The organism is Polaribacter sp. M10 (assembly GCF_054968445.1).
Window position 1 is genome coordinate 76,071 of the sequence record NZ_JBSSBG010000003.1, and the last position, 26,369, is coordinate 102,439.

The 26,369-nt window shown below is 29.8% G+C and carries 27 protein-coding genes; 20 read left to right on the top strand and 7 right to left on the bottom strand.

Features of this window, described 5'->3' with window-relative positions:
* The first annotated feature begins 45 nt into the window (after positions 1-45).
* The 5 genes from ACWYN7_RS05005 (at position 46) to ACWYN7_RS05025 (ending at position 4,202) form a co-directional block, all read left to right on the top strand.
* A complete protein-coding gene (locus ACWYN7_RS05005; RefSeq protein ID WP_462858751.1) occupies positions 46-735 on the top strand; it encodes a thymidine kinase in 690 nt (229 codons plus the stop codon).
* A gap of 31 nt (positions 736-766) precedes the next feature.
* A complete protein-coding gene (gene alr / locus ACWYN7_RS05010; protein ID WP_462858752.1) occupies positions 767-1,864 on the top strand; it encodes an alanine racemase in 1,098 nt (365 codons plus the stop codon).
* A 157-nt stretch (positions 1,865-2,021) separates the two neighbouring features.
* Positions 2,022-2,432 carry a large-conductance mechanosensitive channel protein MscL gene (gene mscL, locus ACWYN7_RS05015; protein WP_462858926.1) on the top strand — a complete coding sequence of 137 codons (411 nt, stop codon included), beginning with the start codon at positions 2,022-2,024 and terminating at the stop codon, positions 2,430-2,432.
* Between the two features lie 136 nt (positions 2,433-2,568).
* Positions 2,569-2,925, top strand: coding sequence for an RNA polymerase sigma factor (locus ACWYN7_RS05020; RefSeq protein ID WP_462858753.1), 357 nt, complete (start codon positions 2,569-2,571; stop codon positions 2,923-2,925).
* A 110-nt stretch (positions 2,926-3,035) separates the two neighbouring features.
* Positions 3,036-4,202: a LamG domain-containing protein gene (locus ACWYN7_RS05025; RefSeq protein WP_462858754.1), complete on the top strand. Its 1,167-nt coding sequence runs from the start codon at positions 3,036-3,038 to the stop codon at positions 4,200-4,202.
* Between the two features lie 93 nt (positions 4,203-4,295).
* On the opposite strand, the gene aat is transcribed toward ACWYN7_RS05025, so the two are convergent.
* Positions 4,296-4,922: a leucyl/phenylalanyl-tRNA--protein transferase gene (aat, locus tag ACWYN7_RS05030; RefSeq protein WP_462858755.1), complete on the bottom strand. Its 627-nt coding sequence runs from the start codon at positions 4,920-4,922 to the stop codon at positions 4,296-4,298.
* Positions 4,923-5,041: 119 nt separating this feature from the next.
* Here aat and ACWYN7_RS05035 point away from each other — a divergent pair, with 119 nt between their 5' ends.
* Positions 5,042-5,668 (top strand): YqaA family protein, encoded by a 627-nt coding sequence (locus ACWYN7_RS05035; protein ID WP_462858756.1) that lies wholly within the window; start codon positions 5,042-5,044, stop codon positions 5,666-5,668.
* A gap of 18 nt (positions 5,669-5,686) precedes the next feature.
* Positions 5,687-5,923, top strand: coding sequence for a DUF1456 family protein (locus ACWYN7_RS05040; RefSeq protein ID WP_397444577.1), 237 nt, complete (start codon positions 5,687-5,689; stop codon positions 5,921-5,923).
* A gap of 173 nt (positions 5,924-6,096) precedes the next feature.
* Here the strand turns inward: ACWYN7_RS05040 and ACWYN7_RS05045 are convergent, their stop codons facing one another.
* Positions 6,097-6,465: a DUF3127 domain-containing protein gene (locus ACWYN7_RS05045; RefSeq protein ID WP_462858757.1), complete on the bottom strand. Its 369-nt coding sequence runs from the start codon at positions 6,463-6,465 to the stop codon at positions 6,097-6,099.
* A 5-nt stretch (positions 6,466-6,470) separates the two neighbouring features.
* Positions 6,471-7,331, bottom strand: coding sequence for a flavin reductase family protein (locus tag ACWYN7_RS05050; protein WP_462858758.1), 861 nt, complete (start codon positions 7,329-7,331; stop codon positions 6,471-6,473).
* A gap of 197 nt (positions 7,332-7,528) precedes the next feature.
* Between ACWYN7_RS05050 and ACWYN7_RS05055 the strand changes: the two genes are divergently transcribed.
* Positions 7,529-8,686: a sensor histidine kinase gene (locus ACWYN7_RS05055; RefSeq protein ID WP_462858759.1), complete on the top strand. Its 1,158-nt coding sequence runs from the start codon at positions 7,529-7,531 to the stop codon at positions 8,684-8,686.
* Here the strand turns inward: ACWYN7_RS05055 and ACWYN7_RS05060 are convergent, their stop codons facing one another.
* Positions 8,687-9,076 carry an HIT family protein gene (locus ACWYN7_RS05060; RefSeq protein ID WP_462858760.1) on the bottom strand — a complete coding sequence of 130 codons (390 nt, stop codon included), beginning with the start codon at positions 9,074-9,076 and terminating at the stop codon, positions 8,687-8,689.
* Between the two features lie 224 nt (positions 9,077-9,300).
* Positions 9,301-9,774 (bottom strand): transcription elongation factor GreA, encoded by a 474-nt coding sequence (gene greA, locus ACWYN7_RS05065; RefSeq protein WP_462858761.1) that lies wholly within the window; start codon positions 9,772-9,774, stop codon positions 9,301-9,303.
* A 196-nt stretch (positions 9,775-9,970) separates the two neighbouring features.
* Between greA and ACWYN7_RS05070 the strand changes: the two genes are divergently transcribed.
* From ACWYN7_RS05070 to ACWYN7_RS05085, 4 genes are read left to right on the top strand one after another with little or no spacing between them, the layout of a single operon-like run.
* Positions 9,971-10,396, top strand: coding sequence for a phosphoribosylaminoimidazole carboxylase (locus ACWYN7_RS05070; RefSeq protein WP_462858762.1), 426 nt, complete (start codon positions 9,971-9,973; stop codon positions 10,394-10,396).
* 53 nt (positions 10,397-10,449) lie between these two features.
* On the top strand, positions 10,450-11,607 hold the full coding sequence (locus ACWYN7_RS05075; RefSeq protein WP_462858763.1) for a 5-(carboxyamino)imidazole ribonucleotide synthase: 1,158 nt from the start codon (positions 10,450-10,452) through the stop codon (positions 11,605-11,607).
* Between the two features lie 2 nt (positions 11,608-11,609).
* Positions 11,610-12,089: a 5-(carboxyamino)imidazole ribonucleotide mutase gene (purE, locus tag ACWYN7_RS05080; RefSeq protein WP_462858764.1), complete on the top strand. Its 480-nt coding sequence runs from the start codon at positions 11,610-11,612 to the stop codon at positions 12,087-12,089.
* Between the two features lie 58 nt (positions 12,090-12,147).
* Positions 12,148-14,163, top strand: coding sequence for a M3 family metallopeptidase (locus ACWYN7_RS05085; RefSeq protein WP_462858765.1), 2,016 nt, complete (start codon positions 12,148-12,150; stop codon positions 14,161-14,163).
* A 71-nt stretch (positions 14,164-14,234) separates the two neighbouring features.
* Here ACWYN7_RS05085 and ACWYN7_RS05090 read toward each other — a convergent pair whose 3' ends face one another.
* Positions 14,235-15,476 (bottom strand): glycosyltransferase, encoded by a 1,242-nt coding sequence (locus tag ACWYN7_RS05090; RefSeq protein ID WP_462858766.1) that lies wholly within the window; start codon positions 15,474-15,476, stop codon positions 14,235-14,237.
* Positions 15,477-15,950 carry a heme-binding domain-containing protein gene (locus ACWYN7_RS05095; RefSeq protein WP_462858767.1) on the bottom strand — a complete coding sequence of 158 codons (474 nt, stop codon included), beginning with the start codon at positions 15,948-15,950 and terminating at the stop codon, positions 15,477-15,479. It abuts the gene before it with no gap.
* Positions 15,951-16,054: 104 nt separating this feature from the next.
* On the opposite strand from ACWYN7_RS05095, the gene lpdA reads away from it, so the two are divergent.
* From lpdA to ACWYN7_RS05135, 8 genes are all read left to right on the top strand, one after another.
* Positions 16,055-17,455, top strand: a complete 1,401-nt coding sequence (lpdA, locus tag ACWYN7_RS05100) for a dihydrolipoyl dehydrogenase (protein WP_462858768.1) — start codon at positions 16,055-16,057, stop codon at positions 17,453-17,455.
* Between the two features lie 66 nt (positions 17,456-17,521).
* Positions 17,522-18,832 (top strand): anthranilate synthase component I family protein, encoded by a 1,311-nt coding sequence (locus ACWYN7_RS05105; RefSeq protein ID WP_462858769.1) that lies wholly within the window; start codon positions 17,522-17,524, stop codon positions 18,830-18,832.
* A 67-nt stretch (positions 18,833-18,899) separates the two neighbouring features.
* Complete coding sequence (locus tag ACWYN7_RS05110; protein ID WP_462858770.1) at positions 18,900-19,079, top strand: hypothetical protein; 180 nt, start codon at positions 18,900-18,902, stop codon at positions 19,077-19,079.
* A gap of 89 nt (positions 19,080-19,168) precedes the next feature.
* Positions 19,169-19,402 carry a hypothetical protein gene (locus ACWYN7_RS05115; RefSeq protein ID WP_462858772.1) on the top strand — a complete coding sequence of 78 codons (234 nt, stop codon included), beginning with the start codon at positions 19,169-19,171 and terminating at the stop codon, positions 19,400-19,402.
* A gap of 2 nt (positions 19,403-19,404) precedes the next feature.
* Positions 19,405-20,226, top strand: a complete 822-nt coding sequence (locus ACWYN7_RS05120) for an alpha/beta hydrolase (protein ID WP_462858773.1) — start codon at positions 19,405-19,407, stop codon at positions 20,224-20,226.
* 31 nt (positions 20,227-20,257) lie between these two features.
* The gene (gene tilS / locus ACWYN7_RS05125; protein ID WP_462858774.1) at positions 20,258-21,583 is read left to right on the top strand and encodes a tRNA lysidine(34) synthetase TilS; all 1,326 of its coding nucleotides are present in this window, start codon (positions 20,258-20,260) and stop codon (positions 21,581-21,583) included.
* Positions 21,583-23,547: a protein-disulfide reductase DsbD family protein gene (locus ACWYN7_RS05130; protein WP_462858775.1), complete on the top strand. Its 1,965-nt coding sequence runs from the start codon at positions 21,583-21,585 to the stop codon at positions 23,545-23,547. The genes tilS and ACWYN7_RS05130 overlap by 1 nt, the downstream gene beginning before the upstream one ends.
* A gap of 214 nt (positions 23,548-23,761) precedes the next feature.
* Positions 23,762-26,341 carry a phosphoenolpyruvate carboxylase gene (locus ACWYN7_RS05135; RefSeq protein ID WP_462858776.1) on the top strand — a complete coding sequence of 860 codons (2,580 nt, stop codon included), beginning with the start codon at positions 23,762-23,764 and terminating at the stop codon, positions 26,339-26,341.
* Positions 26,342-26,369 lie beyond the last annotated feature (28 nt).

The window sequence follows — 26,369 nt, forward strand, 5'->3', positions numbered from 1 at the left end:
TAATTGCTTAAAAATAAATAAAATTATAACGCTTAAAATTACAAAATGTTTCTTGAAAATACAGTAAATCATACTGAACAATTTGGCTGGATAGAAGTAATTTGTGGTTCTATGTTTTCTGGCAAGACAGAAGAGCTAATAAGACGTTTAAAACGTGCGCAATTTGCTAAGCAAAAAGTAGAGATTTTTAAACCTGCTGTAGATACAAGATACGATGATGAAGAAGTGGTGTCTCATAACGATTCTAGAATTCGTTCTACACCAGTACCAGTTTCATCTAACATAAGACTTTTAGCCAACAATGTTGATGTTGTTGGTATTGATGAAGCTCAGTTTTTTGATGATGAAATTGTTGCGGTTTGTAATGATTTGGCAAATAGAGGAATTCGTGTAATTGTTGCGGGTTTAGATATGGATTTTAAAGGAAACCCTTTTGGCCCAATGCCAGCTTTAATGGCAACAGCAGAATATGTAACTAAAGTACATGCTGTTTGCACACATACAGGAAATTTAGCTCATTATAGTTTTAGAAAAGCGCAAAATGACAAGTTAGTAATGCTTGGAGAAACCCAAGAATACGAACCTTTAAGCAGAGCTGCTTATTATAAAGCCATTAAAAAGAAGCGTGAAGAATCTTCTACAAACACAAATGAAGAATCTGATGTTGAACTTTTAAATGATATTGAAAATCTTAAAGATTCTGGAATTAGTGCTACAGACACAGAATTAAATTAACAAATGCTGTTTCTAATTCGGCATATAAAATATGAATAATCACGTTACAGTTTTAGAAATTGATAGTAATGCTTTAGCACATAACTTAAATTATTTTAAAGAAAAATTAAAACCTGAAACCAAAATTTTAGCCGTTGTTAAAGCTTTTGGTTATGGTTCTGATGGTGTGCAAGTTGCCAAATTTTTAGAAGACAAAGTAGATTATTTTGCTGTTGCATACACACAAGAAGGTGTTGCTTTGCGCGAAGCAAAAATTAAAACACCTATTTTAGTTTTGCATCCACAGATACCCAATTTAAAAACGATTGTAGATTATAGATTAGAACCAAATCTTTACAATTTTAAAATCTTTAATGCTTTTTTAAAATTAGCAGACCAAATGCCTTTAATGAATTATCCAATTCATTTAAAATTTAATACAGGCTTAAACAGATTAGGTTTTTGGCATACAGATATCCCTAAAATCTTAACCGATTTAAATGGCTTTAATCATGTAAAAGTACAATCTATATTCTCTCATTTAGCTGCTAGTGAAGATTTAGAAGAAAAAGAATTCTCTATAAATCAATTGAATAATTTTGCATACATAGCTCAACAATTTTACAAACATTTAGGGTACAAACCGCTGTTACATGTTTTAAATACCTCTGGAGTTGTAAATTATGCAAAAGCACAATTTGATATGGTTAGAGTTGGTATTGGTTTGTATGGTTTTGGTAACGATGATAAAGAAACTGCGCAATTAAAAAATACACATAATTTAAAATCTATTATTTCTCAGATTCATTTAATTCAGCCAGGTGAAACTGTTGGATATAACAGAGCTTTTGTAGCTAAAAGCCCAACAAAATCTGCAACAATCCCAATTGGACATGCAGATGGATTATCTAGAAAATTAGGAAATAAAAAAGGTTTTGTGCTTATAAATAATCAAAAAGCAAAAATTATTGGTAATGTTTGTATGGATATGATTATGGTTGATGTTACAAAAATTGATTGTAAAGAAGGTGATGAAGTTATCATTTTTAATCATCAAAAAATGTTAAATCATATTGCAACTATTTCTGAAACGATTGTTTACGAAACTTTAACTGCCATCTCTCAACGTGTTAAAAAGGTTTTAAAATAACAATTGTTATAACAGTACATTTAATATAAAATAACATTCAATAAAACTTAAAAATTTGCGGCTTAAAAGCCCAACTTACACCTTTTATCGAATAAAAAAATTATTGAAATTTTAATTTTTCTACTTTTGTCTAAATTAAAATTATACACAAATGGGAATGCTTAAAGAATTTAAAGAATTTGCAATGAAGGGTAACCTTGTAGATATTGCAGTTGGTTTTGTTATGGGTGCTGCTTTTAAGCAAGTAGTTACTTCATTTACAGGAGGTATTGTTTCTCCGTTAATTGGCTTAATATTTAAAGCAGATTTTAAAGATTTAAAATATATTGCTAAAGAAGGTGTTGTAGATGCAACTGGTAAAGTTACTGGAGAAGTAGCCATTTTATATGGTGAGTTTATTACCAACGTTATCGATTTTATTATTGTAGCTTTTGTTATGTTTATGATGATAAAAGGAATAAACGCAACTAAAAAGAAAGAAGAACCAGCTCCAGAACCAGCTCCTGCAGGACCAAGTCAAGAAGATTTATTAGCTGAAATTAGAGATTTATTAGCAAAGCAAAAATAAATTCTTTTCTTTTAGAAAACGATACAAAACCCAAGCAATAGCTTGGGTTTTTTTATGGATTATTGCCAAATCTGCATCCATACCATTTGTTCTTTTTAGAAAAAAATTATTAAAAATGTAACCTTTTTGTAAATTGATGGTTTTAATTATAGAAACCAACCCAAAACCAACCTTGAAACAATTAACTGACGAAGAAATTATGTTAGCAATTGCAACTGGCAAAATAGAATTATTATCGATTCTTTTTGATAGATATCATGTACGAATGTATAATTATTTTAATAAGATGGTTTGTAATAAAATGGTTAGCGAAGATTTAACGCAAGATGTTTTTATAAAAGTAATTAAGTACAGATCATCTTACAAAAACGGAAATTTTGATGAGACTAAAACTCAAACTATTGATGTTTCTAAATTCTTAAAAGGTGTTTATTTCTTAAGAAATGAATTTAATAATGGTAACATCATCACTAAAAAGATCTTAAAATTGTAAAAAATCTACTTAACAAAAACTAACAACAACAAACTGTTGTAGTTTTTAGAATTTCTATTGCCCTTAATTACTTACGATAAAAATATTTTTGTGTAATAACAAATAATTTTATGATGCTTAAAAAAATAACAGTAATTCTATTTTGTGTTGGTCTTTTGTCTTTCAGTTTTATCAGTAAAAATGATAACGATAACATTTTACAAGAAAAAGAAAACATTAAAACTTTGGCATTACCTAATCATTTAAATGATGGTACAAAATGGGAATTTCAAGAAGATTTATCAGACGATTTTAACTATACTTTTGCTCCATCAAACAAAAAGACAGATTTTGGAAATGGTAAATGGTACAATTTTTATCAAAGTAAATGGGATGGACCAGGTACAACTTATTGGAAATACAATCACGTAGAAGTTGATGGAAATGATTTATTAATTAAATCTTCTCGCTGGAAAGGTGATGATGAAGAAGCCCCAAAAGCATTTCGAAGAAATAAAATGAATAAGCCTAAAGGCGGAATAAGTGCAGGCTGTATTACATCTAACAAACAAGTTTTATATCCTATTTTTATAGAGTCTAAAGCAAGTGTTGCCAATATTGTTTTGGCTTCTGATGTTTGGCTATTAAGCCCAGATGCTACTCAAGAAATAGATATTATGGAATGTTATGGTGGTAAAGAACCAGGCAATTCTCATTTTGCAAAATCCATTCACGTTAGTCATCATTCTTTTATTAGAAAGCCGTTTACAGATTATCAACCAAGAGATAAAGGTGCTTGGTATAACAGAAAAGGCGTTTCTGGTTGGGGAGAATATTGTTGGAATAATGGCGATAGAAAATACGTAAGAACTGGTGTTTATTGGAAAAGTCCTGTACATTTTGAATATTATATAGATGGTGAATTGGTACGTGTTTTATATGATAAAGCTGTAGCCACAAAAATAAATGGAAAATGGGAATTTGGTTACCCAACTATGACAGATGGTAAATTAGACAAAGAATGGGGCAAGCAAAAAATTACACTTTTCAGTACAAAAGACACTTATTCTTTTTCTGAATTAGAAAAAGCAAGCAACGCTTCTTCTGTTAGTATTATAGATCCTTTTAAATTTCAAGGTGGTAAAGGTTTTACAAAACCTTTAAACATAATTATTAATTTAGAATCACAAGATTGGCACGTAAAAGCAGACAGAACTCCAACTGATGCAGATTTAGCAAATGCAGATAAAAACACTATGAAAGTAGATTGGTTTCGAGTTTTTAAGCCAAAAATGTAATTATTAAATCTAAAAAAAGAGGCAAATTAAGTTTTACATTTTTATAATTACAACTAAAAATTGTAATTATAAAAATGTAAAAAAATAACTCATCTAACTTTTTAAAATCTCTAAAAACAAATCTCTTTCTATTTCTTTTGCACCTAAACTTGCTAAATGTTCGTTATAAATTTGGCAATCTATCAATGTATAATTTTTGTTTTTTGCTAGGTAAATAAATGCCAATTTAGAAGCATTAGACACTTTACTAAACATGCTTTCTCCACAAAAAATTTGGTTAATTTCTACCCCATATAAGCCACCAACTAATTCTTTATCTTTCCAAACCTCAATAGATTTTGCCACTCCTCTTTTGTGTAAGTTAATGTAAGCTTGCTCCATATCGTCTGTAATCCAAGTGCCAAAACCATCTTTTCTGTTGATGTTTTTACAGTTGTAAATCACTTCTTCAAATGCTTGGTTTTCTGTGATTACAAACTCATTATTTTTAATGATTTTTCGCATCGATTTTGACACTTTTACCTCCTCAGGAACTAAAACCATTCTTTCTGATGGGCAATACCAAACAATAGGATCACCTTCTGAAAACCAAGGGAAAATTCCGTTTTTGTAAGCGTAAATTAAACGTTCTTCAGACAAATCGCCTCCCAAAGCTAAAATACCATCTGGAGTTGCATATCTATAATCTGGGAATTCTATTTTTTCGGTGAGCCAAATCAAACTTTATATTTTTTTGCTAAATTATTAAAATCGTAAAATGAATTATTTAAAAGTTTACTCAAAATTATTAAAATTTTGTCAGTATTTTTGCAAATCGTTTTTATCTATAAAACAACAAAATGCTAAAAAGAAAAAAGCCAAAAAAATCTCAAGGTAAAAAATTTAAGTTAGTACATAAGTACTATAAAATTACTGGTTTTTATTCGTTTGTAGGTAAAAATCTTAAAAGTGCAATTCTACCAATTTTAGGTATTATTGTTGCTATTTACTTATTTAACAAATACGTATACAATATTAATGATGGATTGCATCATTTTACAGAAACGTTTTCTAGGCTTTCTATTTTATTGGTATTTTTTCTTTCAGAAACTATTTTAGGTTTAATTCCGCCAGAAATTTTTATTGCTTGGACCAAAAAAACTGACGAACCTATTTTAAATTTAGCACTATTAGCAACATTGTCTTATTCTGGTGGTTTAATTTCTTATTTTATAGGTAGAATGGCTTTAAAAATAGCCTCTGTAAAAAATTATTTAGAAATTAAAATGGCCAAAAACTTGGCAAATACACGTAAATGGGGAGGAATTTTAGTTTTAGTTGGTGCATTATTACCACTTCCTTTTTCTATTGCTTGTATGACTGCTGGTATGATTAAATATCCTTTTAAAAATGTTTTTTTCTTCGGATTATTTCGTTTTGCAAGATTTGCAATTTATGCTTGGGCAATTTTTAAAGTAGTACATTAAAACAATTATCTTTGCAATATGGGATTAACAAATAACGATATTTTTAAAAAACTAAGAGTAGCACACAAACTGCGTGATACAGATATTATAGAGATTTGTGCTTTGGTAGATTTTAAAGTTACAAAAGGCGAATTAGGTGCAATTTTCAGAAAAGAAGATCATCCTAAGTATGTAGAATGTGGAGATCAATTTTTACGTAATTTTTTAAACGGATTAATTATTCATTTGCGTGGGCCAATGCCTAAAAAATCGTAGATTTTTTTTAGACTCTTAGTCAGTTAGATTTTTAGAGACAAGAACCAAAACTAAAATATATTAATCAAAAAAAAGAGAGAATTCATTTAATGAATTCTCTCTTTTTTTATCTTGTATCTTGTCTCTTGATTCTATAAAAATCAAAAAAACTAAACCATTAAATATCTCATAATCTAGAATGGTAAATCATCTGGCTCATCATCAGAAACTTTAGATGCTGGCTCAAACTGATCTACAGGAGGCAAATTACTAGGTGCAGCAGCCTGACCTAAGTTTTCTATTCTCCAACCAACAATTGAGTTAAAGTATTTTGCTTCTCCTTGTGGATTAATCCACTCTCTACCTCTTAAATTAATTGATATCTTAACATCTTGACCAACTTTATAGTTGTTTAACAAATCTGTTTTGTCTTGATGAAATTCTACGCTAATCATTTGTGGATATTGATCGTCTGTAGTTACAACAACATCTCTTTTTCTAAATCCGTTAGCACCAAAAGTTTGTACTTCTCCAATTAATTTTATTTTACCAATAACTTCCATAATATTTATTTTAATAAAAGTACTTTCCAAGCACTTTCTACATCATTTTTACTTAAAAAATCCTGGGCAAATGTATGTTTTTTTGTAGTTTCTAACCCAATAAATTCTGGATGTTCTTTCCCAAAGTTATTAACAGTGTCAGTAGTTGGCAATTGTTCAATATTACCTAACATCCCCAAATTATTACCAGTTAAAACAGTACTATTTCTAATTTCTGATGGAATATTATCAATACCAATTCCTAAAGTTGATATTGGTTTCGGAATTTCGAAAAATCCATCTCTTGCTCTTGTATAATAACTACCTCCTGCTCTAGCCACTAAATCAATTTTATGTTGATCTATTGCTCCATTATCATCTAAAACATCTTTATTAATGTGGATTTTTACAACCTCGCAAACAATTAAATTTCCTGCTCCTCCTTCATCACCCGTAAAAATAACATCATTTACTTTGCACTCAAATTGCACAGGCGATTCTGCAACTCTAAAAGGTTTTATTTCATCTGATTTTAGCATTGTAAAACCTGCTTTTTCAAACTCGTTTACACCTTCTGGATATTCTGTAGAGCTTAAAGACATTTGCTGCACAATATCATAATTCACCACATTAATCACTACTTCTTTTGTTGCTAAAGCATTATTTAAAGTATGTTTTGTGGTATTGTCTCTTACCCTTCTTGCAGGTGAAAATATTACTATTGGTGGATTTGATCCGAAGACGTTAAAAAAAGAAAAAGGTGATAAATTAGGATTACCATCAGCATCTATAGTACTTGCAAATGCAATGGGTCTTGGTGCAATTGCGCCTAATAAATAGCCATGTAATTTACCTGTTGGTATTTCTTTTGGATTGATTGAAAGCATATTCAAAAATTTAAATAGATGTTACACTTCGAGTGATTTTCGATTTCAAGAGAAAATTTTATCGAGAAGTTCTCGATACTAATTTATTACGTTATCTCTTCATAAATTCACTGGAACTGACAAATAAAATTCATTAGTAAAGATACTATCAAAACTTGAAATGAGTTATATACAAGAAACCTTTATATTTGTTTTTAATGAAATTTTTCTCAAATACACTACTTTTTAAGCGCATTACAATTCTTGTTTCTTTTGTAATTGTTACGCTAATTCTTTGGAATACTTATACTTTCTTTCAGAAATTTAAACAATCTGAAAGAGCTAAAATGGAAATTCATGGAGAAGCCATTAAAGAACTCAATACAGAAAGTTTAGAAGATTTAGAAAAAAATATTTCAGAATTACCTTTAAGTGTCATCAGCAGAACAAAAGATATACCTTTTATTTTGGTTGATGCCAATGGCGAGATCAAAGGTTCTAACAACTTAGATCCTAAAAAAGAAAACGATCCAGAATATTTAAAAGAGCAGCTCGAAATTATGAAAAGTCAAAATCTGCCTATTCAGGTAGATTATTTGGGCAAAACTGATTTTATTTATTACAGAGATTCAGATTTATTAAACAAACTCACTTATTATCCTTTAGCTTTAATTTTAATTTTAGTGCTGTTTTTAGCGGTTATTTATTTGTTTTACAGCTCTAATAAAGCTGCAGAAACCAATAAATTATGGACAGGAATGGCAAAAGAAACTGCGCATCAAATTGGTACGCCATTATCATCTCTGTTAGGTTGGATTTCTATTTTAAAGATGGAAAATGTTGATGAAACTTACATCAACGAAATTGAAAAAGATGTACATCGTTTAAATACCATTGCCAATCGTTTTTCTAAAATTGGTTCTGTGCCTGAATTAAAAAAAGAAAATATTGTTGATGTTACAAAACAAGCTTTTGATTATTTAGAATCTAGAAGTTCTAAACAAATTTCGTTTTCTTTTACTACTTCTAATGATGTTATTATCTCAGAAATAAATACAGAATTATTTGGATGGGTAATCGAAAACCTTATTAAAAATGCTATTGATGCCATGTTAGGTAAAGGTAATCTAAACTTAAAAATAGAAAACAGCCAAAAGAAAGTAAAAATTACGGTTTCTGATACTGGTAAAGGAATGCCTAAAAAGTTATTTAAACAAATATTTAAACCTGGTTTTACCACCAAAAAAAGGGGTTGGGGTTTAGGTTTATCGCTGTCTAAACGAATTGTAGAAGATTACCACAATGGAAAAATATTTGTTAAAAAATCTGAAATTGATAAAGGAACTACTTTTCAGATTTTATTGAATAAATTATAATTAAGAAAAATTGCTAGAAATACTTTCTGCTAACGCAACAAACTCTTCGTTTGTAAGTTTTTCTTTTTTGGTAAATTGCATATCAGCCATTGCGTTTGTTGGTATTAAATGTACATGAACATGAGGCACTTCTAAACCAATTACACTCATACCAATTCTTTTACAAGGAATTGATTTTTCTAATGCTTTTGCAACTCTGTAAGAGAAATCCATTAGCGCTAAATATTCTTCTTTAGATAAGTCGAAAATCTTGTTTTCTTCTTTTTTTGGCACCACTAAAGTATGCCCTTTTGCATTCGGATTAATATCTAAAAAAGCAAAAAAATTATCATCTTCTGCAACTTTATAACTTGGTATTTCTCCATTAATTATTTTGGTAAATATGCTCATTGTATAATTTTAAAAGTTAATTTTAGATGATGAGTAAATATAAAAAAGAATTCGGGTTCTGACATTATCAAAACCCGAATTTAGAATAGTTTTTTTTAGTAATTATTTCCTAAAAAGTTATTTCAAAAAGTTTGCAAACAAGTTTAGCCCTGATTGAAACGACATCCTTTTTTATTTTTCATAAAAAAGATATAGTGGAAAGCAGGAAATAGCTTCAAATAAAATTATCTAGAAATCTCAACAATTTCAAATTTCATAATTCCATTTGGAACTTTAATTTCTGCAATTTCTCCAACTTTTTTACCTAATAAACCTTTACCAATTGGCGAATTTACAGACAGTTTTCCATTTCTAACATCAGTTTCAGAATCTGCAACTAATCTGTAAGAAAACTCCATTCCATTACTTGTATTTTTAATTTTTACATTAGAATGAATTAATATTTTAGAGGTATCTAACTGACTTTCATCTAAAATACGTGCATTTGCTACTATATTTTTTAATTTGGCAATTTTTGTTTCTAAGTGAGATTGTTCTTCTTTTGCTGCATGGTATTCCGCATTTTCACTCAAATCACCTTTATCTCTGGCATCCGCAATTTCTTGAGTAACTCTAGGTCTTTCAACTTGTTCTAGTTGATGCAATTCTTCTTTTAACTTTTTTAATCCTTCTGGAGAATAATATGAAATTTCGCTCATTTTCTTTGTTTTTAAAACTTATCCTTTTCTTTGCAAAACATACAATTTATCAAAAAAGAGATAATACAATTATTTCTTAAAACCCATTATGGGTTAAATTTAAAAAATCTCATTGCCTTCACAGGAATGAGATTGTATTACAAATGTACAAAATATTTGTAAATTGCCAGCGTTTTTAATTAAACTGAAATCCATAATGCTCAAAAAATTAGTGCTTTTCACGTGTTTCGTCTCTTTTATAAACTGCTCAGATACAACTAATTTAGAAGGCTGCATTAGGTCTTTTAGCTTAAGTACAGCTACAGATTTAAACAATCCTGGACTTATAAATGCACAAACTCCTGGGGGTTATGCAGAGTTACCAAGCTCTGGTGGTTTAAGTAAAGGAATACTTTTATTTAATAAAAACGGAAGTGATTTTGTTGCTTTTGATAGATTATGCCCTGCAAATAATTGCACAGCTCCAATGATATTTGAAAACCGACTTTTAAAATGTACTTGCGATGATAGTACTTACAGTGTAGATTTTGGTGGCGCACCACAAACAGAAGGTTATCAATGCCCTGCAATTGAGTATAATGTAACTAGAAATGGTTCTACAATTCGAATCAGTAATTTTTAATAGTTTCTTAGCTTTTAGATGCTTATTTTTGCTAAAATACAATTACAATTATCGTGAAAAATTATTTTTCTTCAGACTTTAAATTAGGCGTTTTAGGTGGTGGTCAGCTAGGTAGAATGTTGTTAGCAGAAACTCAAAAATTCGACATTCATACTTCAATTTTAGATAGTAGTGCAACTGCACCTTGTGCAGAAATTTGCAACACATTTGTTATTGGAGATTTATTAGATTTTGATGCAGTTTACAATTTTGGGAAAACTGTAGATTTATTAACCATAGAAATTGAAAACGTAAATTTAGATGCTTTAGATAAATTGGAAGACGAAGGTTTAACCATTTATCCAAAGCCAAAAGATTTAAGAATTATTCAAAGTAAAGCAAGACAGAAAAATTTTTATATAGATCATCAAATACCAACAGCAGAATTTTCTCATTATGCATATTTAGAAGAATTAAAGCATTCTTTTGAAAACAATATTATCGATTTTCCTTTTGTTTGGAAAGCTGCACGTTTTGGTTATGATGGAAATGGCGTAAAAATTGTAAGAAATGTAGAAGATTTACACAGTTTACCCAATGTAGAATGCATTACAGAAAAGTTAATTCCGTTTAAAAATGAATTAGCAGTTATTGTGGCTAGAAATTCTGATGGAGAACTATCTACTTATCCAGTTGTAGAAATGGAATTTCATCCAGAAGCAAATCAAGTTGAGTATGTAATTTGCCCAGCAAGAATCGATTTTAAAGTTGCAGAAAAGGCAAGAGAAATAGCGTTAAAAGTAGTTAGTGAATTAGATTTTGTAGGTTTATTGGCTGTAGAAATGTTTCAAACAGTAGACGATAAAATATTGGTAAACGAAGTTGCTCCAAGACCACATAATTCTGGTCATTACTCTATAGAAGCCAGTTATACCAATCAATTTGAGCAACATTTACGTTCTATTTTAAATCTTCCTTTAGGAAACACAGAAAGTAAAGTAGCAGGAATAATGGTAAACCTTGTTGGAGAAGAAGGTTTTTCTGGTGATGTAATCTATAAAAACTTAAACGACATTCTAAAAATTGATGGAGTTACGCCTCATATTTACGGAAAGAAAGAAACGCGTCCATTCAGAAAAATGGGACATGTAACCATTGTGAATTCTGATATTGATAAAGCTAGAGAAATAGCACAAAAAGTTAAAGAAACGATTAGAGTGATAAGCAAATAATTATGATAGGAATAATAATGGGAAGCGATTCAGATCTTCCAATAATGCAAGAAGCAATAGACATTTTAGAAAGTTTTGACATACAAATAGAAGTAGATATTGTATCTGCTCATAGAACTCCAGAAAAATTATTCGACTATTCTAAAAATGCACACAAAAGAGGTATAAAAGCAATTATTGCTGGTGCAGGAGGTGCAGCTCATTTACCAGGAATGGTGGCAAGTATGAGTCCTTTACCTGTAATTGGAGTTCCTGTAAAAAGCAGAAATTCTATAGATGGTTGGGATTCTGTTTTATCAATATTACAAATGCCAGGAGGTGTGCCAGTTGCAACTGTAGCTTTAGATGGTGCAAAAAATGCAGGTATTTTAGCAGCTCAAATTATTGGTGCTTCAGATAAATGTGTTTTAGATAAAATTATCGCTTACAAAGAAGGCTTAAAACTTAAAGTTGAAAAAGCCGCTAAAAAAATTCAAAATTAATAGTTCAGGATTCAAAGTTACCATTGAATATTAAATTTTAAACATTGAACATAACAGAATGAACCCACTTTTACAAGATTTTAATACAGCTCCGTTTACAAAAATATCTTCTGATGATTATAAGCCAGCTATCAAAAAAGGGATAGAAATTGCAAAAGCAGAAATAGACGAAATTGTTAATAATACAGAAGCACCAACTTTTGAAAATACTACTGTTGCTCTAGATTTTACTGGTGAAAAACTGAATCGTATTACTTCTATCTTTTTTAATTTAAATTCTGCTGAAACGAATGATGCTATTCAGAAAATTGCTCAAGAAGTTTCGCCTTGGTTAAGTGAATTTAAAAATGATATCACTTTAAACGAAGCCCTTTTTGAAAGAGTAAAAGCTGTTTTTGATGATAGAAAAAATTTAGATTTAACACCAGAACAACAAATGTTGTTAGAAAAGCAATACAAAGGTTTTGCTAGAAATGGTGCAAATTTAAGTGATGATAAAAAATCGAAATTAAGAGAAATAGACTCAAAACTATCTAAATTATCTTTACAATTTGGCGAAAATGTATTGGCAGAAACCAATGCTTTCGAACTGCATTTAACCAATGAAGAAGATGTTTCTGGCTTACCAGAATCTGCAAAAGAAGCTGCTCAACAATTGGCACAAGAACACAATAAAGAAGGTTATATTTTTACGCTGCATTACCCAAGTTACATTCCTTTTTTAACGTATGCAGACAATAGGGAATTGCGCAAAAAAATGGCAATTGCAGCTGGTAAAAAAGCGTTTCAAGACAATGAGTTTAACAACGAAAAAATAGTTTTAGAAATTGTAAACTTACGTCAGCAAAGAGCAAATTTATTGGGATATAAAACGCATGCTCATTTTGTTTTAGAAGAACGAATGGCAGAATCTCCAGAAAAAGTAATTGAATTTTCCAACAATTTATTGGCAAAAGCAAAACCTGCTGCCCAAAAAGAATTTGAAAATTTAGAAAAATATGCTAAAAATTTAGACGGAATAGATCAACTCCAAAAATGGGATGGTGCTTATTATTCAGAAAAATTAAAGAAAGAATTATTTGATTTAGATCAAGAGGTTTTAAAGCCTTATTTTAAATTAGAAAATGTAATTGATGGGGTTTTTGAAATTGCAAATCGTTTGTACGATTTAAATTTTGAAGAAGTAGATACCATCGAAAAATATCATCCAGAGGTAAAAACCTATAACGTAACTGACAATGATGGTAATTTTATTGCTGTTTTTTATGCGGATTATCATCCTAGAAAAGGCAAAAGAAATGGTGCTTGGATGACGAGTTACAAATCACAACAAATTAAAAACGGAGTAAACGAAAGACCTCACGTTTCTATTGTGTGTAATTTTACAAAACCCACAGCTACAAAACCCTCTTTATTAACATTTAACGAGGTTACAACTTTGTTTCACGAGTTTGGCCACGCTTTGCATGGCATGTTAGCAAATACCACTTACAACAGTTTGTCTGGTACTTCTGTTTCTTGGGATTTTGTTGAATTACCAAGTCAGGTTTTAGAAAACTGGTGTTATGAAAAAGAAGCTTTAGAATTGTTTGCAAAACATTACGAAACAGGTGAAGTTATCCCTATGAAATATGTAGAAAAGATTAAAGAATCTGCAAGTTTTCATGAAGGAATGCAAACTTTACGTCAATTGAGTTTCGGACTTTTAGACATGAAATGGCACTCAGAAGATCCATCAGAAATTACTTCTGTAAAAGATTTTGAAATTGATGCTTTTTCTGAAACCAGATTGTATCCTGATGTTGCAGAAAACTGTATGAGTACAGCATTTTCTCATATTTTTCAAGGTGGATATTCTGCAGGATATTATTCATACAAATGGGCAGAAGTTTTAGATGCTGATGCTTTTGAATATTTCTTAGAAGAAGGAATTTTTAACAAAGAAGTAGCTACAAAATTTAAAGAAAATGTACTGTCTAAAGGCGGAACTGTAAAACCAATGGAATTGTACAAACGCTTTAGAGGTCAAGAACCAAAACCAGAAGCTTTATTAAGAAGAGCAGGACTTATATAATTACAAATTAATAATTTTCAATTACGATTTATGGTTATTCGTTTTCATAATTCGTAATTGAAATTTTGTAATTAACTCTTATTTTTAGCCTCTATCCATTTACTCATAAACTTAGTTGCTTGTAATGTTTGATGTTGCAACATGCTTCCTAAAAAATTCTGAGATCTGTGTTGTTCTAAATTATTTTGAATTTCTTTTATTTTATTGATAAAAGGGCCTTCTAATTTTTCTTTATTATATATATGATTGATGATTTCCACTCCAGTTAATTGTGCGTTTTCCCAAAGAGATTTGCTTTTATATAATTGAGTTGCAATTAATGCAAAATCTGAGAAATCATCTTCTATAAAACCTGCCCAAGGAAAATTACCACACATTCCCTCTGCCCCAATTGTTGTGGTTACACTTGGTGTTCCACAAAGCATGGCTTCTGTCAATTTCCCTTTTATACCTGCTCCAAAACGCAAAGGTGCTAATACTAATCTTGCATTTTCAACAACTTCTCTTGAATTTTCTGCAAAACCTTTAATTAGAAATCCGTCTTTTGTATTGTGCAATTGCTCAATTTGTTGATTTACATATGCTCCATAAATATGAAGTTCTGCTTTTGGCAAATACGCTCTTATCTCTCCCCAAACTTCATTTTTTAAAGTGAGTACAGCATCAACATTGGGTTTGTGAAAAAAGTTTCCAATAAAAACAAAATGTTCTCTTTCCTCAAATAATTTCCATTTTTTTGTTTGATGTTCATCAAGCTTATCTAATAAAAAAGGTAAATAATAAAGTAGGTTTTCATCAACCTTAAAAACAGATTTTAGCAATTCCATTTCATAAGTTGATATAATTAAAGACAAATCGCATCGTAAAATAGAAGCAATTTCTCTTTTAGTTTCATCGGCTTTTAACAAAGCTTCGTTAGTAAACTCCTCTCCTTTTTTTAATTGTTGATGTCTAACTTTTCGTAAAAAATGTAAATCTTCTGTATCTAAAATTCGTAGAGCATTTGGGCAGTTTTCTGCAACTCGCCAACCAAATTGTTCTTCTATCATAAATCGATCAAAAACAACAATATTTGGGTTTAATTTTTGAATAAAATCATCAAACGAAGATGAATTCAGCTCAATAGCTACTGTTGCAATCCCTAAAGAATCTAGGTTAAAAGCGTTTTCACTTTTTTGAGCAGTAGCAGCAAAAGTAATTGTAAAATTATGTTTTAAAAAAAGTGCAATCAATTGCAACATTCTACTGCCAGCAGCAGAAGAATTGGGCTCTACCCAAACTGCACCAATAATTAAAATAGATTGTTTTTTCAACTATTTTGCGGTCATTTGTTGCTTGTAATCTGCCTGTACTTTTTTGCCCCAAGTTACAATTGCATTAATTTGTTCTTGTGTTAAATTTGCTTCAGAATGCGTCCAAGTATAAGAATCTAAAGGCATTTCACCTTTCTCAACTTCTTCATACAATTCATCCATTTTATGCTCTTTTCTTTTTAATGAATATTCGCTCCAATTCGAAAAATCTAAATGTTTTTTTCCATCCTCAATATGTTCTGCCAACCAATAATTTACAGGTGTAATGTTGTTATACCAAGGGTAATTTGTTTTTGCAGAATGGCAATCGAAACAACTTGTTTTTAAGATATCTAACACCTCTTCAGACGGATTAGTTTCTGCTATAAATGCGTTAACTGTATCTCCATTACCATCATTTTTTTCAGGACCAAAAAATTGAGCTATTATCAAAAGTAAAAGTAAAACAAGGCCTATTTTTTTTAGTATTTTCATCAGACAGAAATTAAAGTTATAGAATTGTAAATCTACATAATTTGAATAGTATTCTCTAAAAAATATATGTATTTTTGTTTTTCAAATTTCCATTAAATTACATTATGAAGTACGATATTATTGTTATTGGTTCTGGACCTGGAGGATATATTTCTGCAATTAGAGCAGCACAATTAGGTAAAAAAGTTGCTATTATAGAAAAATATAGCACTTTAGGTGGTACCTGTTTAAACGTGGGTTGTATTCCTTCTAAAGCATTGCTAGATTCTTCTCATCATTATTATGATGCTGTTCACCATTTTGAAGAGCATGGTATTTCTATAGAAAAACCAACTTTTGATTTTTCAAAAATGGTTGAAAGAAAAGCCAGTGTTGTAGAAACTACAACTGGAGGAATCAAGTATTTAATGGATAAAAACAAAATTGATGTTTACGAAGGTTTAGGTTCTTTTGAAGATGCTACACACGTAAAAATTACAAAAAGTGACGATTCATCAGAAGTAATAGAAGGTTCAAATATTATTATTGCAACTGGTTCTAAACCATCAACCTTACCTTTTATTAGCATTGATAAAGAAAGAATTATCACTTCTACAGAAGCTTTAAAATTAAAAGAAGTACCAAAACATTTATTAGTAATTGGTGGTGGTGTTATTGGTTTAGAGTTAGGTTCTGTGTACAAAAGATTAGGTGCAGACGTAACTGTTATTGAATATGCTCCAAAAATTACACCAACTATGGATACTGATGTTTCTAAAGAACTTACCAAAGTTTTAAAGAAACAAGGGATGAAATTTAACGTAAGTACAGGGGTAACTTCTGTTGAAAGAAATGGTGATGAAGTTGTTGTAAAAGCCAATAATAAAAAAGGTGAAGAAGTAACTTTTACTGGTGATTATTGTTTAGTTGCAGTAGGTAGAAAAGCGTATACAGAAGGTTTAGGTTTAGAAAAAGCTGGTGTAAAAGTTAATGAAAGAGGTCAAGTTGATGTAAATGAGCATTTACAAACAAATATTTCTAACATTTATGCAATTGGTGATGTTGTAAAAGGTGCAATGTTAGCACATAAAGCTGAAGAAGAAGGTGTTGTTGTTGCAGAATATTTAGCTGGCGAAAAACCACATATTGATTATAATTTAATTCCTGGTATTGTGTATACTTGGCCAGAAGTTGCTGCAGTTGGTAAGACTGAGCAAGAATTAAAAGATGCAAAAATCGATTATAAATCTGGTAAATTTTCTATGAGAGCTTTGGGTAGATCTAGAGCAAGTGGAGATATTGATGGTTTTGTAAAAGTTTTAGCAGATAAAAACACTGATGAAGTTTTAGGAGTTCATATGGTAGGTGCAAGAGTTGCAGATTTAATTATGGAAGCTGCAGTTGCTATGGAATATAGAGCGTCTGCAGAAGATTTAGCTAGAATTTGTCATGGACACCCAACCTATTCAGAGGCAGTAAAAGAAGCTGCAAAAGCGGCTTGGGATGGTAAACCATTAAATGCTTAAAATTATAAAATAGTATACTAGACCTCACAGGTTTTAAAAACTTGTGAGGTCTTTTTAATTTAAGAAATGCAGAGAACCATAAAATCTTTTTCTATTAAAAATGTTCCAAAATTTAAAGAACATTTGTTGTTATGGGCTCAACAATTTGAAACTGCAATTTGGTTAGATTCTAACAATTACAAACAACAATATTCTAGTTTCGATTGTGCTTTGGCTGTTGAAGAATTTACCTCAATTAAAACAGATTATTTTAATGCTTTCGATAAATTAGAAGAATATCAAACCACAACTAAAGATTATATTTTTGGGTATATTTCTTATGATGTTAAGAATGATGTTGAACAACTTTCTTCTAATAATTTTGATGGGTTAGATTTTGCTGATTTGTATTTTTTTCAGCCTCAAAAACTGTTTTTCATCAAAGGTAATACAGTAGAATTCCATTATTTAAGAATGGTTGATGATGAAATGGAAAGTGATTTTGATGATATATCTAAAATGTCATTTCGAGCGCAGTCGAGAAATCTAAAATCTAAAAATGATATAAAAATAAAACTACGAATTCATAAAGACGAATATCATCAAAAGGTAAATCAACTTTTAGAGCATATTAAAATCGGAGATCTTTATGAAGCCAACTTTTGTCAAGAATTTTATGCTGAAAATTCGACCATAAATCCGATTAAAGTTTACCAAGATTTAAATAAAATTTCTGAACCTCCTTTTGCTGTTTTTCTAAAAATAGAACATCAATATTTATTGTCTGCATCACCAGAAAGATATATTAAAAAAGAAGGTAATAAAATAATTTCTCAGCCTATAAAAGGTACAGCAAAACGTTTACGAAATACAATTGATGATGATAAAATTGCATCAGATTTATCTAGAGACATTAAAGAACGCTCAGAAAATGTAATGATTGTAGATTTAGTAAGAAACGATTTATCTAAATCTGCAAAAAAAGGAAGTGTAAAAGTAGAGGAATTATGCAAGGTGTATTCGTTTAAACAAGTACATCAAATGATTTCTACTGTGGTTGCTGAAATTGAAGAAAATATACATCCTGTAACCGTGTTAAAAGATACTTTTCCTATGGGAAGCATGACAGGCGCTCCAAAATTTGCTGCAATGAAAATGATTGAAAATTTAGAAGAAACCAAGCGTGGTTTGTATTCTGGTGCTGTGGGTTATATTACTCCAGATGGCGATTTCGATTTTAATGTAGTGATTAGAAGTATTTTGTATAACGAAGAAAAAAAGTACATTTCTTATTCTGTTGGTAGTGCAATTACAGTAAAATCTGTGCCAGAAAAAGAGTATGAAGAATGTTTATTGAAGGCAAAAGCAATGAAATACGTATTGCTAAATTCTAAATAATTTTACAATTCCTTAATTTTTAGATAAACAAATTTTGTTTGTTCTAAAATATCTTGCAATAAAAATGATGACTACAAAATTATCAGAAAAGGAATATAAAAAACTCGTTATCGACATTGCCAAAAACATAAGTCCTGTACTTGTGCAAAGAGAAAATGATGTAGTTTTTAATGCCGAAAATATTGCCTTACAAGCCAAACAAATTGCAACTGCAGTAAATGAGGTTTTAGCAAATCAAAACACTTAATATTTGCTGTATAAATTGAATTCTTTTTTGTGAAATGCTATTGTATAATAGCCTATAGAGATATACTTTTATATTTATATCTTTACAAGATGATTACAAACAAAGAAGAAAAATTTCAAAATATTTTTGATAGTTTACAGGATAAAAAAACAGAACAAACCATGTTTAGGAGTTTTTTAAATAAATATCCTGATGACTGGAAGCAGCTCAAAATTTCATTTTCTAAATTTAACAGGAGTAAACAGTTGGGTAAAACCATTCCATTACCAAAACCAGAACAGTCTTTAAAAAAAGAGCTTCGTGTTTGGTTAAAAAAGCAATAATTATGACTCAAAAAGAATTCAATTTTACTATTTATAATACTGAATTTTACGGTCGATATTGGCAAGGAAAAGAAACCAAAGCTGTTGTGGTTTTAGCACATGGAATGGGAGAACATTCTAATCGTTACAAACACGTTGCAAAAAAATTAACTGAAAATGATTTTGCTGTTGTTGCTTTTGATCATTTTGGCCATGGAAAAACGGAAGGCAAAAGAGGTCATAATCCCAATTTTGAAGCGGTTCTAGAAAGCATTTCAAAAACAATTGAGAAAGCAAAAGAATTATATCCTGAAAAACCTATTTTCTTGTATGGCCATTCTATGGGTGGCAATGCAGTTATCAATTATACCTTAAGAAAAAAGCATTCATTAAAAGGAGTTATTGCAACAAGTCCGTTTTTAAAATTAGCTTTTCAACCACCAAAAATAAAATTGGCAGCTGGTAAAATTTTACAAAAAATTGCACCCTCAATTACGTTGAGTAATGAATTAAATGTAAATCATATTTCTAGAGATCAAACAGAAGTTGAAAAATACAAAAATGATGATTTAGTGCACGATAAAATTAGTCCTAATTTTTCGCTAACCTTTATAGAAACTGGCAATTGGGCTATAGAAAATGCAAACAAATTACAAACCCCAATGTATCTTTTACATGGAACAGATGATAAAATTATCGATTATAAAGGCACAGAAGAATTTGCAAATAATTCAGAATTTGCTACTTTAAAATTGTACAAAGGTGGTTACCATGAATTGCATAATGATCTTTGCCAAGAAGAAATGCTGCAAGATGTTGTAAACTGGTTGAATTCTAAAATTTAAATGACAAGAATTGCGTATTTTTGATGCGTAAATGCTTCAGAAATTCAAAGAACATATCACTAAAAATTTACCTTTTTTAAAGGATAAAAACTTATTACTTGCCATTTCTGGAGGTATAGATTCTGTTGTTCTTCATCATCTTTTTTATCAATTAAAAATAGACATTTCTTTAGCACATTGCAATTTTAAGCTTAGAGAAAAAGAAAGCGATTTAGATGAAGAGTTTCTAAAAAAACTTGCCAAAACAAACAACAATCCGATTTTTACAATTCAATTTGATACTTTAAATTTTGCCAAAGAAAACAAACTTTCTACTCAAATTGCAGCAAGAGAATTACGTTACAATTGGTTTAAAGAGTTGATAGAAACACATCATTTCGATTATGTTTTAACAGCACATCATGCAGATGATAATTTAGAAACTTTTCTAATTAACCTAACAAGAGGTTCTGGTTTAGATGGTTTTACAGGCATCCCAAAAATAAACGGAAATATTGTTCGTCCACTTTTACCTTTTTCTAGGGATGAAATTCTGAATTATGCAAAAGAAAACAATATTGCTTGGAGAGAAGATGCAAGCAACGCATCAACCAAATATATACGCAATAAAATTAGGCATCAAGTAGTGCCTGTTTTAAAGGAAATCAACCCGAGTTTGTTAGAAACTTTTGCCAAATCTTTAGAAAATTTACAAGAATCTCAACAAATTATCGAAGATCGCATTGAAGATATTTCATCAAAAATTATTAAAAAAGATATTTCTAATACAATCGAAATACTAAGAATTAATATTGATAAAATCCATCAACTTTCTAATCCAAAAGCTTATTTATACCAACTTTTAAAGGAGTATAATTTTACAGAATGGAATGATGTTTACGCTTTATTATCGGCACAATCTGGTAAACAAGTTTTTTCTAAAACGCATCGACTATTAAAAGATAGAACTTTTTTAATTGTATCGAAATTAGACTTGTCAACTTCGCTAGAAATGCTATTTGAAATACAGAATGATCAATCAGAAATAACAACTCCAATTCATTTAGTTTTAGAAGATATTAGTGAAAAATCTATCGAAAACAAGCAAACAATTTACATTGATAAAGATTTGTTAAAATACCCTTTACTTGTTAGAAAATGGAAAAATGGAGACTATCTTTATCCAACAGGAATGCTAGGAAAAAAGAAACTGAGGAAATACTTTAAAGACGAAAAATTTTCGCTCTTAAAAAAAGAACAAACTTGGTTACTTTGTAATGCAGATAACAAAATTATTTGGGTGATTAACCACAGGCAAGATCGTCGTTTTTCATCAACCAAAAACACAAAAAATTATTTAAAAATTACCACCTTATAATGAAGAAATTCATCACGTTATTCATCTTTTTATCCGCTTTTGTTTTAAAAGCACAAACTGAAAATGAGCCCATAACCATTGCCACTTCTGTAAAAAAAATATCAGACACAGAGTACGATATTATTTTTAATGCAAAATTATACAAAGGTTGGTATTTGTACTCACAATACAATCCTGATGGCGCTTCTTTACCTTTAGAAATTACTATTCCTGATGGCGAAACTGGCTATAAATTAATTGGCAAAGCAGATGAAAAAGATACTTTTAAAAAATATTCTGATGTTTGGGAAGTAGAAGAAGTTGTTTTTAAAGAGAAGGCAACAATTACCCAAAGAATTCAATTATTCAACAAAAAAATTACACAAGTAAAATTAAATTTCTTTGGTCAAGTTTGTGAAACTGCATGTATTAATATCGATGAAGATTTTACAGTTTCACTTACCAAAAACCCTATAAAAATTAAGAATACTGTTGATGAAAGAAGTGCTGCTTTAACCAAACAATTAAAGTTAAATTTAAAAAACACAGAACTTTTAGTAAACACTTCTGATGCAGAATCAGAAAGTTCAAGCGGATTATTTAGTATCTTTTTTCTTGGTTTTGCAGGTGGTTTATTAGCATTATTAACGCCTTGTGTTTTTCCTATGATTCCGTTAACGGTTTCATTTTTCACAAAACAATCAGAAAACAAAAAGAAAGGAATTTTTAATGCCATTTTGTACGGCTTATTTATCGTTTTAATTTACATCTTATTAAGTTTACCTTTTCACTTTTTAGACAATTTAGATCCAGAAATTTTAAATACAATTTCTACCAATGTTTGGTTGAACATTTTCTTCTTTGCAGTTTTAGTGTTTTTTGCGTTTTCTTTTTTCGGTTTTTACGAAATAACTTTACCAAGTTCTTGGGGTAATAAAATGGATTCTGCTTCTTCTGTTGGCGGAATTATTGGAATCTTTTTTATGGCATTAACTTTAGCAATTGTTTCTTTTTCTTGTACAGGCCCTATTTTAGGTTCTTTATTAGCTGGTTCCTTAACTTCGGATGGTGGAGCAACACAATTAACTGCAGGAATGTCTGGTTTTGGTTTGGCTTTGGCTTTGCCTTTTGCGTTGTTTGCCTTGTTCCCAAATTGGTTAAATTCATTGCCAAAATCTGGTGGTTGGTTAAACACTACCAAAGTGGTTTTAGGGTTTTTAGAATTAGCATTGGCCTTTAAATTTTTATCGAATGCAGATTTAGTTGCACATTGGGATATTTTAAAACGTGAAGTTTTCATCGGAATTTGGGTGATTGTTTTTATAGGATTAGCCTTGTATTTGTTTGCAAAAATTAAATTCCCACACGATTCTCCAATCAAAAAACTATCTTTTTCTAGAATCTCTTTTGGTGTTTTAACAATAGCGTTTATCATTTATATTGCTCCTGGAGTTTTAAAAAATCCTACTTGGAATTTAAGTTTATTAAGTGGTTTTCCTCCTCCACAATTTTATAGTATTTACGAACAAGAAAGTGATTGCCCATTAGGTTTAGATTGCTATAAAGATTTTGATGAAGGTTTGGCAAAAGCAACAGAAGTTAACAAGCCTATTTTATTAGATTTTACAGGATGGGCCTGTGTAAATTGTAGAAAAATGGAAGAAAATGTTTGGAGCGAACCAGACATTTATCAAACTTTAAAAGAAGATTATATTCTAATTTCTTTGTATGTAGATGATAATGATAAGCAATTACCAAAAGCACAACAATTCGACTTTTTAAAAGCAAATGGTAAGCTTAAAAAAATAAAAACAATTGGTGATAAATGGTCTACTTTTCAGGTTGTTAATTTTAAAAACGCATCACAACCTTATTATGTTTTGTTAAGTCCAGATTTAGAAATTCTAAACACACCACAACAATATACAGATAGAGACACTTTTTACAATTGGTTAAAAAGAGGTTTGCAAGCGTTTGAAAAGTAAAAAATTTTAAAAAACGAAAAACTCTTCTTTTAAAAATTCCTCAAATTTTGGCTCAGAAAATAACAAAATGAATAGAGTTCGATAGAAATTAAACATTTTAGAAAATTTAAATAAAATTTCTATCGTATTCGTAATTTTTAAAGCCATTTTTAATAAAAATCTATGTTCTTTATTTTTGGTTTTTTGTAAATTCACACCACTAAAACGAAAGAATATGTCTGCATTACCAAAATTGACAAGATTTAACGATAATGTGTTGTCTAAATACCAAATTTACAATAGTATTTTTACCACACTTCCTTTCGACACAATTGATGATACAGGAGTATTACTTCCTCTACTACATAAAGTGTGTGAAACTGGTTTTAAACTTGAAAAGAACCCTACTGAAATAGTAGAACATTTTTTTAAAAAATACCAAGAAAATCCTACAGAAAAAGAAAAAACAGATCTGCTATTCCGTTTTATTCAATTTATAGAACGTCAAGTAGTTTTGTTTGATGCCATAGAAGATGCAGCTTTTCCTATTGTAAATAATATGGACGGTTTTGGTACCTTAAGAAACTCTAAAGAAACTGCATTTTTAAGTAACAAAAAAGATGAATTAAAAGCGCATTTAGAAGATTTTAAAGTACGTATTGTTTTAACAGCACATCCTACTCAGTTTTATCCTGGATCCATTTTAGGAATAATCACAGATTTAGATAAAGCCATACAAAATGATGATTTGCTTTTAATTAAAAAATTATTAGCGCAATTAGGTAAAACTCCTTTTTATAAAAAAGAAAAACCATCTCCTTTTGATGAGGCTGTAAGTTTAATTTGGTATTTAGAGCATGTATTTTATCATTCAGTACCAAAAATATACAACTATATTCAGCATCATATTTATGATGGTAAACCTATAGATAACGAAATTATCGACCTTGGTTTTTGGCCAGGAGGAGATAGAGATGGAAATCCGTTTGTAACTACAAAAATAACTTTAGACGTAGCAGAAAAATTGCGCCAAACTATTTTAAGAAGTTATTACAGAGATGTAAGAAGACTTAAAAGACGTTTTACTTTTGATGGTGTACAAGATATTTTAGTCCGAATAGAAAAAAGACTTTACAAACACGTTGTTAGAAGTTATTCTAAAGTTAATTTCTCTCAAAAAATTCTTTTAGAAGAATTGTATAATGCCAGAGAAATTATTGTAGAAAAACATCAATCTCTGTTTGTAGAAGAATTGAATGACTTTATCAATAAAGTTAGAATCTTTGGTTTCCATTTTGCAACCTTAGATATTAGACAAGATAGTAGAGTACATCACAAGGCATTTGTTCAAATTGTAAAAGATTTACAAGAACAAGGTGATACTACTTTTCCTGATAATTATTTAAATCTAACAGAAGAAGAACAAATAAATATTTTATCTGTAATTAAAGGTAATATAGACCCAAGTATTTTATCTGATGAAACTTCAGTAAAAACCATAGAATCTATTTACGCATTAAAAGAAATACAGCAAAGAAATGGAGAACGTGGTGCAAATCGTTACATAATTAGTAACAACCAAACTGCATTAAACGTTATGGAAACTTTTGCAATGCTTAATTTGTGTGGTTTCGAAAATGAATTACCTGTAGATGTAATTCCACTTTTTGAAACTGTAGAAGATTTAGAAAATGCAGAAGATGTAATGCGTATTTTATATACCAACAAAACCTATAGATACCACTTAACCAAAAGAAAAAATAAACAAACCATTATGTTAGGTTTTTCTGATGGAACAAAAGATGGTGGATATTTAATGGCAAATTGGGGTATTTTTAAAGCAAAAGAAGCTTTAACAAGAATATCTAGAGAATTTGATATTGAAGTAATTTTCTTTGACGGACGTGGAGGACCACCTGCACGTGGAGGAGGAAAAACACATCAATTTTATGCTTCTTTAGGACCAACAATAGAAGACAAAGAAATTCAATTAACCATACAAGGACAAACAATTAGTTCTAATTTTGGAACATTAAATTCATCTCAATACAACTTAGAACAATTAATAAGTTCTGGTATTAAAAACGAAGTATTTACAAGAGATCAATTAAACGATCATCATAGAGAAATTATAGAAGATTTAGCAGCAACAAGCTACCAAGCTTATGTAGACTTTAAGAAACATCCTCAGTTTTTACCTTATTTAGAACAAATGAGTACCTTAAAATACTACGCTAAAACAAATATTGGTAGTAGACCAAGTAAACGTTCTAATTCTGATACTTTAGATTTTTCTCAGCTAAGAGCAATACCTTTTGTAGGTAGTTGGAGTCAGTTAAAACAAAACGTACCAGGATTTTTTGGTGTTGGTACAGCCTTAAAGAAATACGAAGAAGAAGGTAGATTTAATGAAATTGTAGATTTCTATAATTCATCAGATTTCTTTAAAACACTATTAGAAAATAGCATGATGAGTTTAACAAAATCTTTCTTTGGTTTAACTGCTTATATGGCAGAAGATCCAGTATTTGGTGAATTTTGGAAACTAATTTTTGAAGAATATAAAACCACCAAACGCCTTTTATTAAAACTTACAGGTCATAAAGAGTTAATGGAGAATTTCCCAGTGGGCAAAGCATCTATCGAAATTAGAGAAAACATTGTTTTACCATTGTTAACCATTCAGCAGTATGCTTTAAAGAAAATTCAAGAATTGCAAAAGCAAGAGGGCAATGAAGAAGAAATAGAAGTTTACGAAAAAATGGTGATGCGTTCTTTATTTGGTAATATTAATGCGAGTAGAAATTCTGCTTAAACCTAGCTCAATAAAATAGAAATGCAAT

Coding starts and splice junctions, on each gene's coding strand:
- ACWYN7_RS05005 (WP_462858751.1), top strand. CDS start 46: ATGTTTCTTGAAAATACAGTAAATCATACTGAACAATTTGGCTGGATA.
- alr (WP_462858752.1), top strand. CDS start 767: ATGAATAATCACGTTACAGTTTTAGAAATTGATAGTAATGCTTTAGCA.
- mscL (WP_462858926.1), top strand. CDS start 2,022: ATGCTTAAAGAATTTAAAGAATTTGCAATGAAGGGTAACCTTGTAGAT.
- ACWYN7_RS05020 (WP_462858753.1), top strand. CDS start 2,569: ATGGTTTTAATTATAGAAACCAACCCAAAACCAACCTTGAAACAATTA.
- ACWYN7_RS05025 (WP_462858754.1), top strand. CDS start 3,036: ATGATGCTTAAAAAAATAACAGTAATTCTATTTTGTGTTGGTCTTTTG.
- ACWYN7_RS05035 (WP_462858756.1), top strand. CDS start 5,042: ATGCTAAAAAGAAAAAAGCCAAAAAAATCTCAAGGTAAAAAATTTAAG.
- ACWYN7_RS05040 (WP_397444577.1), top strand. CDS start 5,687: ATGGGATTAACAAATAACGATATTTTTAAAAAACTAAGAGTAGCACAC.
- ACWYN7_RS05045 (WP_462858757.1), bottom strand. CDS start 6,465: ATGGAAGTTATTGGTAAAATAAAATTAATTGGAGAAGTACAAACTTTT.
- ACWYN7_RS05050 (WP_462858758.1), bottom strand. CDS start 7,331: ATGCTTTCAATCAATCCAAAAGAAATACCAACAGGTAAATTACATGGC.
- ACWYN7_RS05055 (WP_462858759.1), top strand. CDS start 7,529: ATGAAATTTTTCTCAAATACACTACTTTTTAAGCGCATTACAATTCTT.
- ACWYN7_RS05060 (WP_462858760.1), bottom strand. CDS start 9,076: ATGAGCATATTTACCAAAATAATTAATGGAGAAATACCAAGTTATAAA.
- greA (WP_462858761.1), bottom strand. CDS start 9,774: ATGAGCGAAATTTCATATTATTCTCCAGAAGGATTAAAAAAGTTAAAA.
- ACWYN7_RS05070 (WP_462858762.1), top strand. CDS start 9,971: ATGCTCAAAAAATTAGTGCTTTTCACGTGTTTCGTCTCTTTTATAAAC.
- purE (WP_462858764.1), top strand. CDS start 11,610: ATGATAGGAATAATAATGGGAAGCGATTCAGATCTTCCAATAATGCAA.
- ACWYN7_RS05085 (WP_462858765.1), top strand. CDS start 12,148: ATGAACCCACTTTTACAAGATTTTAATACAGCTCCGTTTACAAAAATA.
- ACWYN7_RS05095 (WP_462858767.1), bottom strand. CDS start 15,950: ATGAAAATACTAAAAAAAATAGGCCTTGTTTTACTTTTACTTTTGATA.
- lpdA (WP_462858768.1), top strand. CDS start 16,055: ATGAAGTACGATATTATTGTTATTGGTTCTGGACCTGGAGGATATATT.
- ACWYN7_RS05105 (WP_462858769.1), top strand. CDS start 17,522: ATGCAGAGAACCATAAAATCTTTTTCTATTAAAAATGTTCCAAAATTT.
- ACWYN7_RS05110 (WP_462858770.1), top strand. CDS start 18,900: ATGACTACAAAATTATCAGAAAAGGAATATAAAAAACTCGTTATCGAC.
- ACWYN7_RS05115 (WP_462858772.1), top strand. CDS start 19,169: ATGATTACAAACAAAGAAGAAAAATTTCAAAATATTTTTGATAGTTTA.
- ACWYN7_RS05120 (WP_462858773.1), top strand. CDS start 19,405: ATGACTCAAAAAGAATTCAATTTTACTATTTATAATACTGAATTTTAC.
- tilS (WP_462858774.1), top strand. CDS start 20,258: ATGCTTCAGAAATTCAAAGAACATATCACTAAAAATTTACCTTTTTTA.
- ACWYN7_RS05130 (WP_462858775.1), top strand. CDS start 21,583: ATGAAGAAATTCATCACGTTATTCATCTTTTTATCCGCTTTTGTTTTA.
- ACWYN7_RS05135 (WP_462858776.1), top strand. CDS start 23,762: ATGTCTGCATTACCAAAATTGACAAGATTTAACGATAATGTGTTGTCT.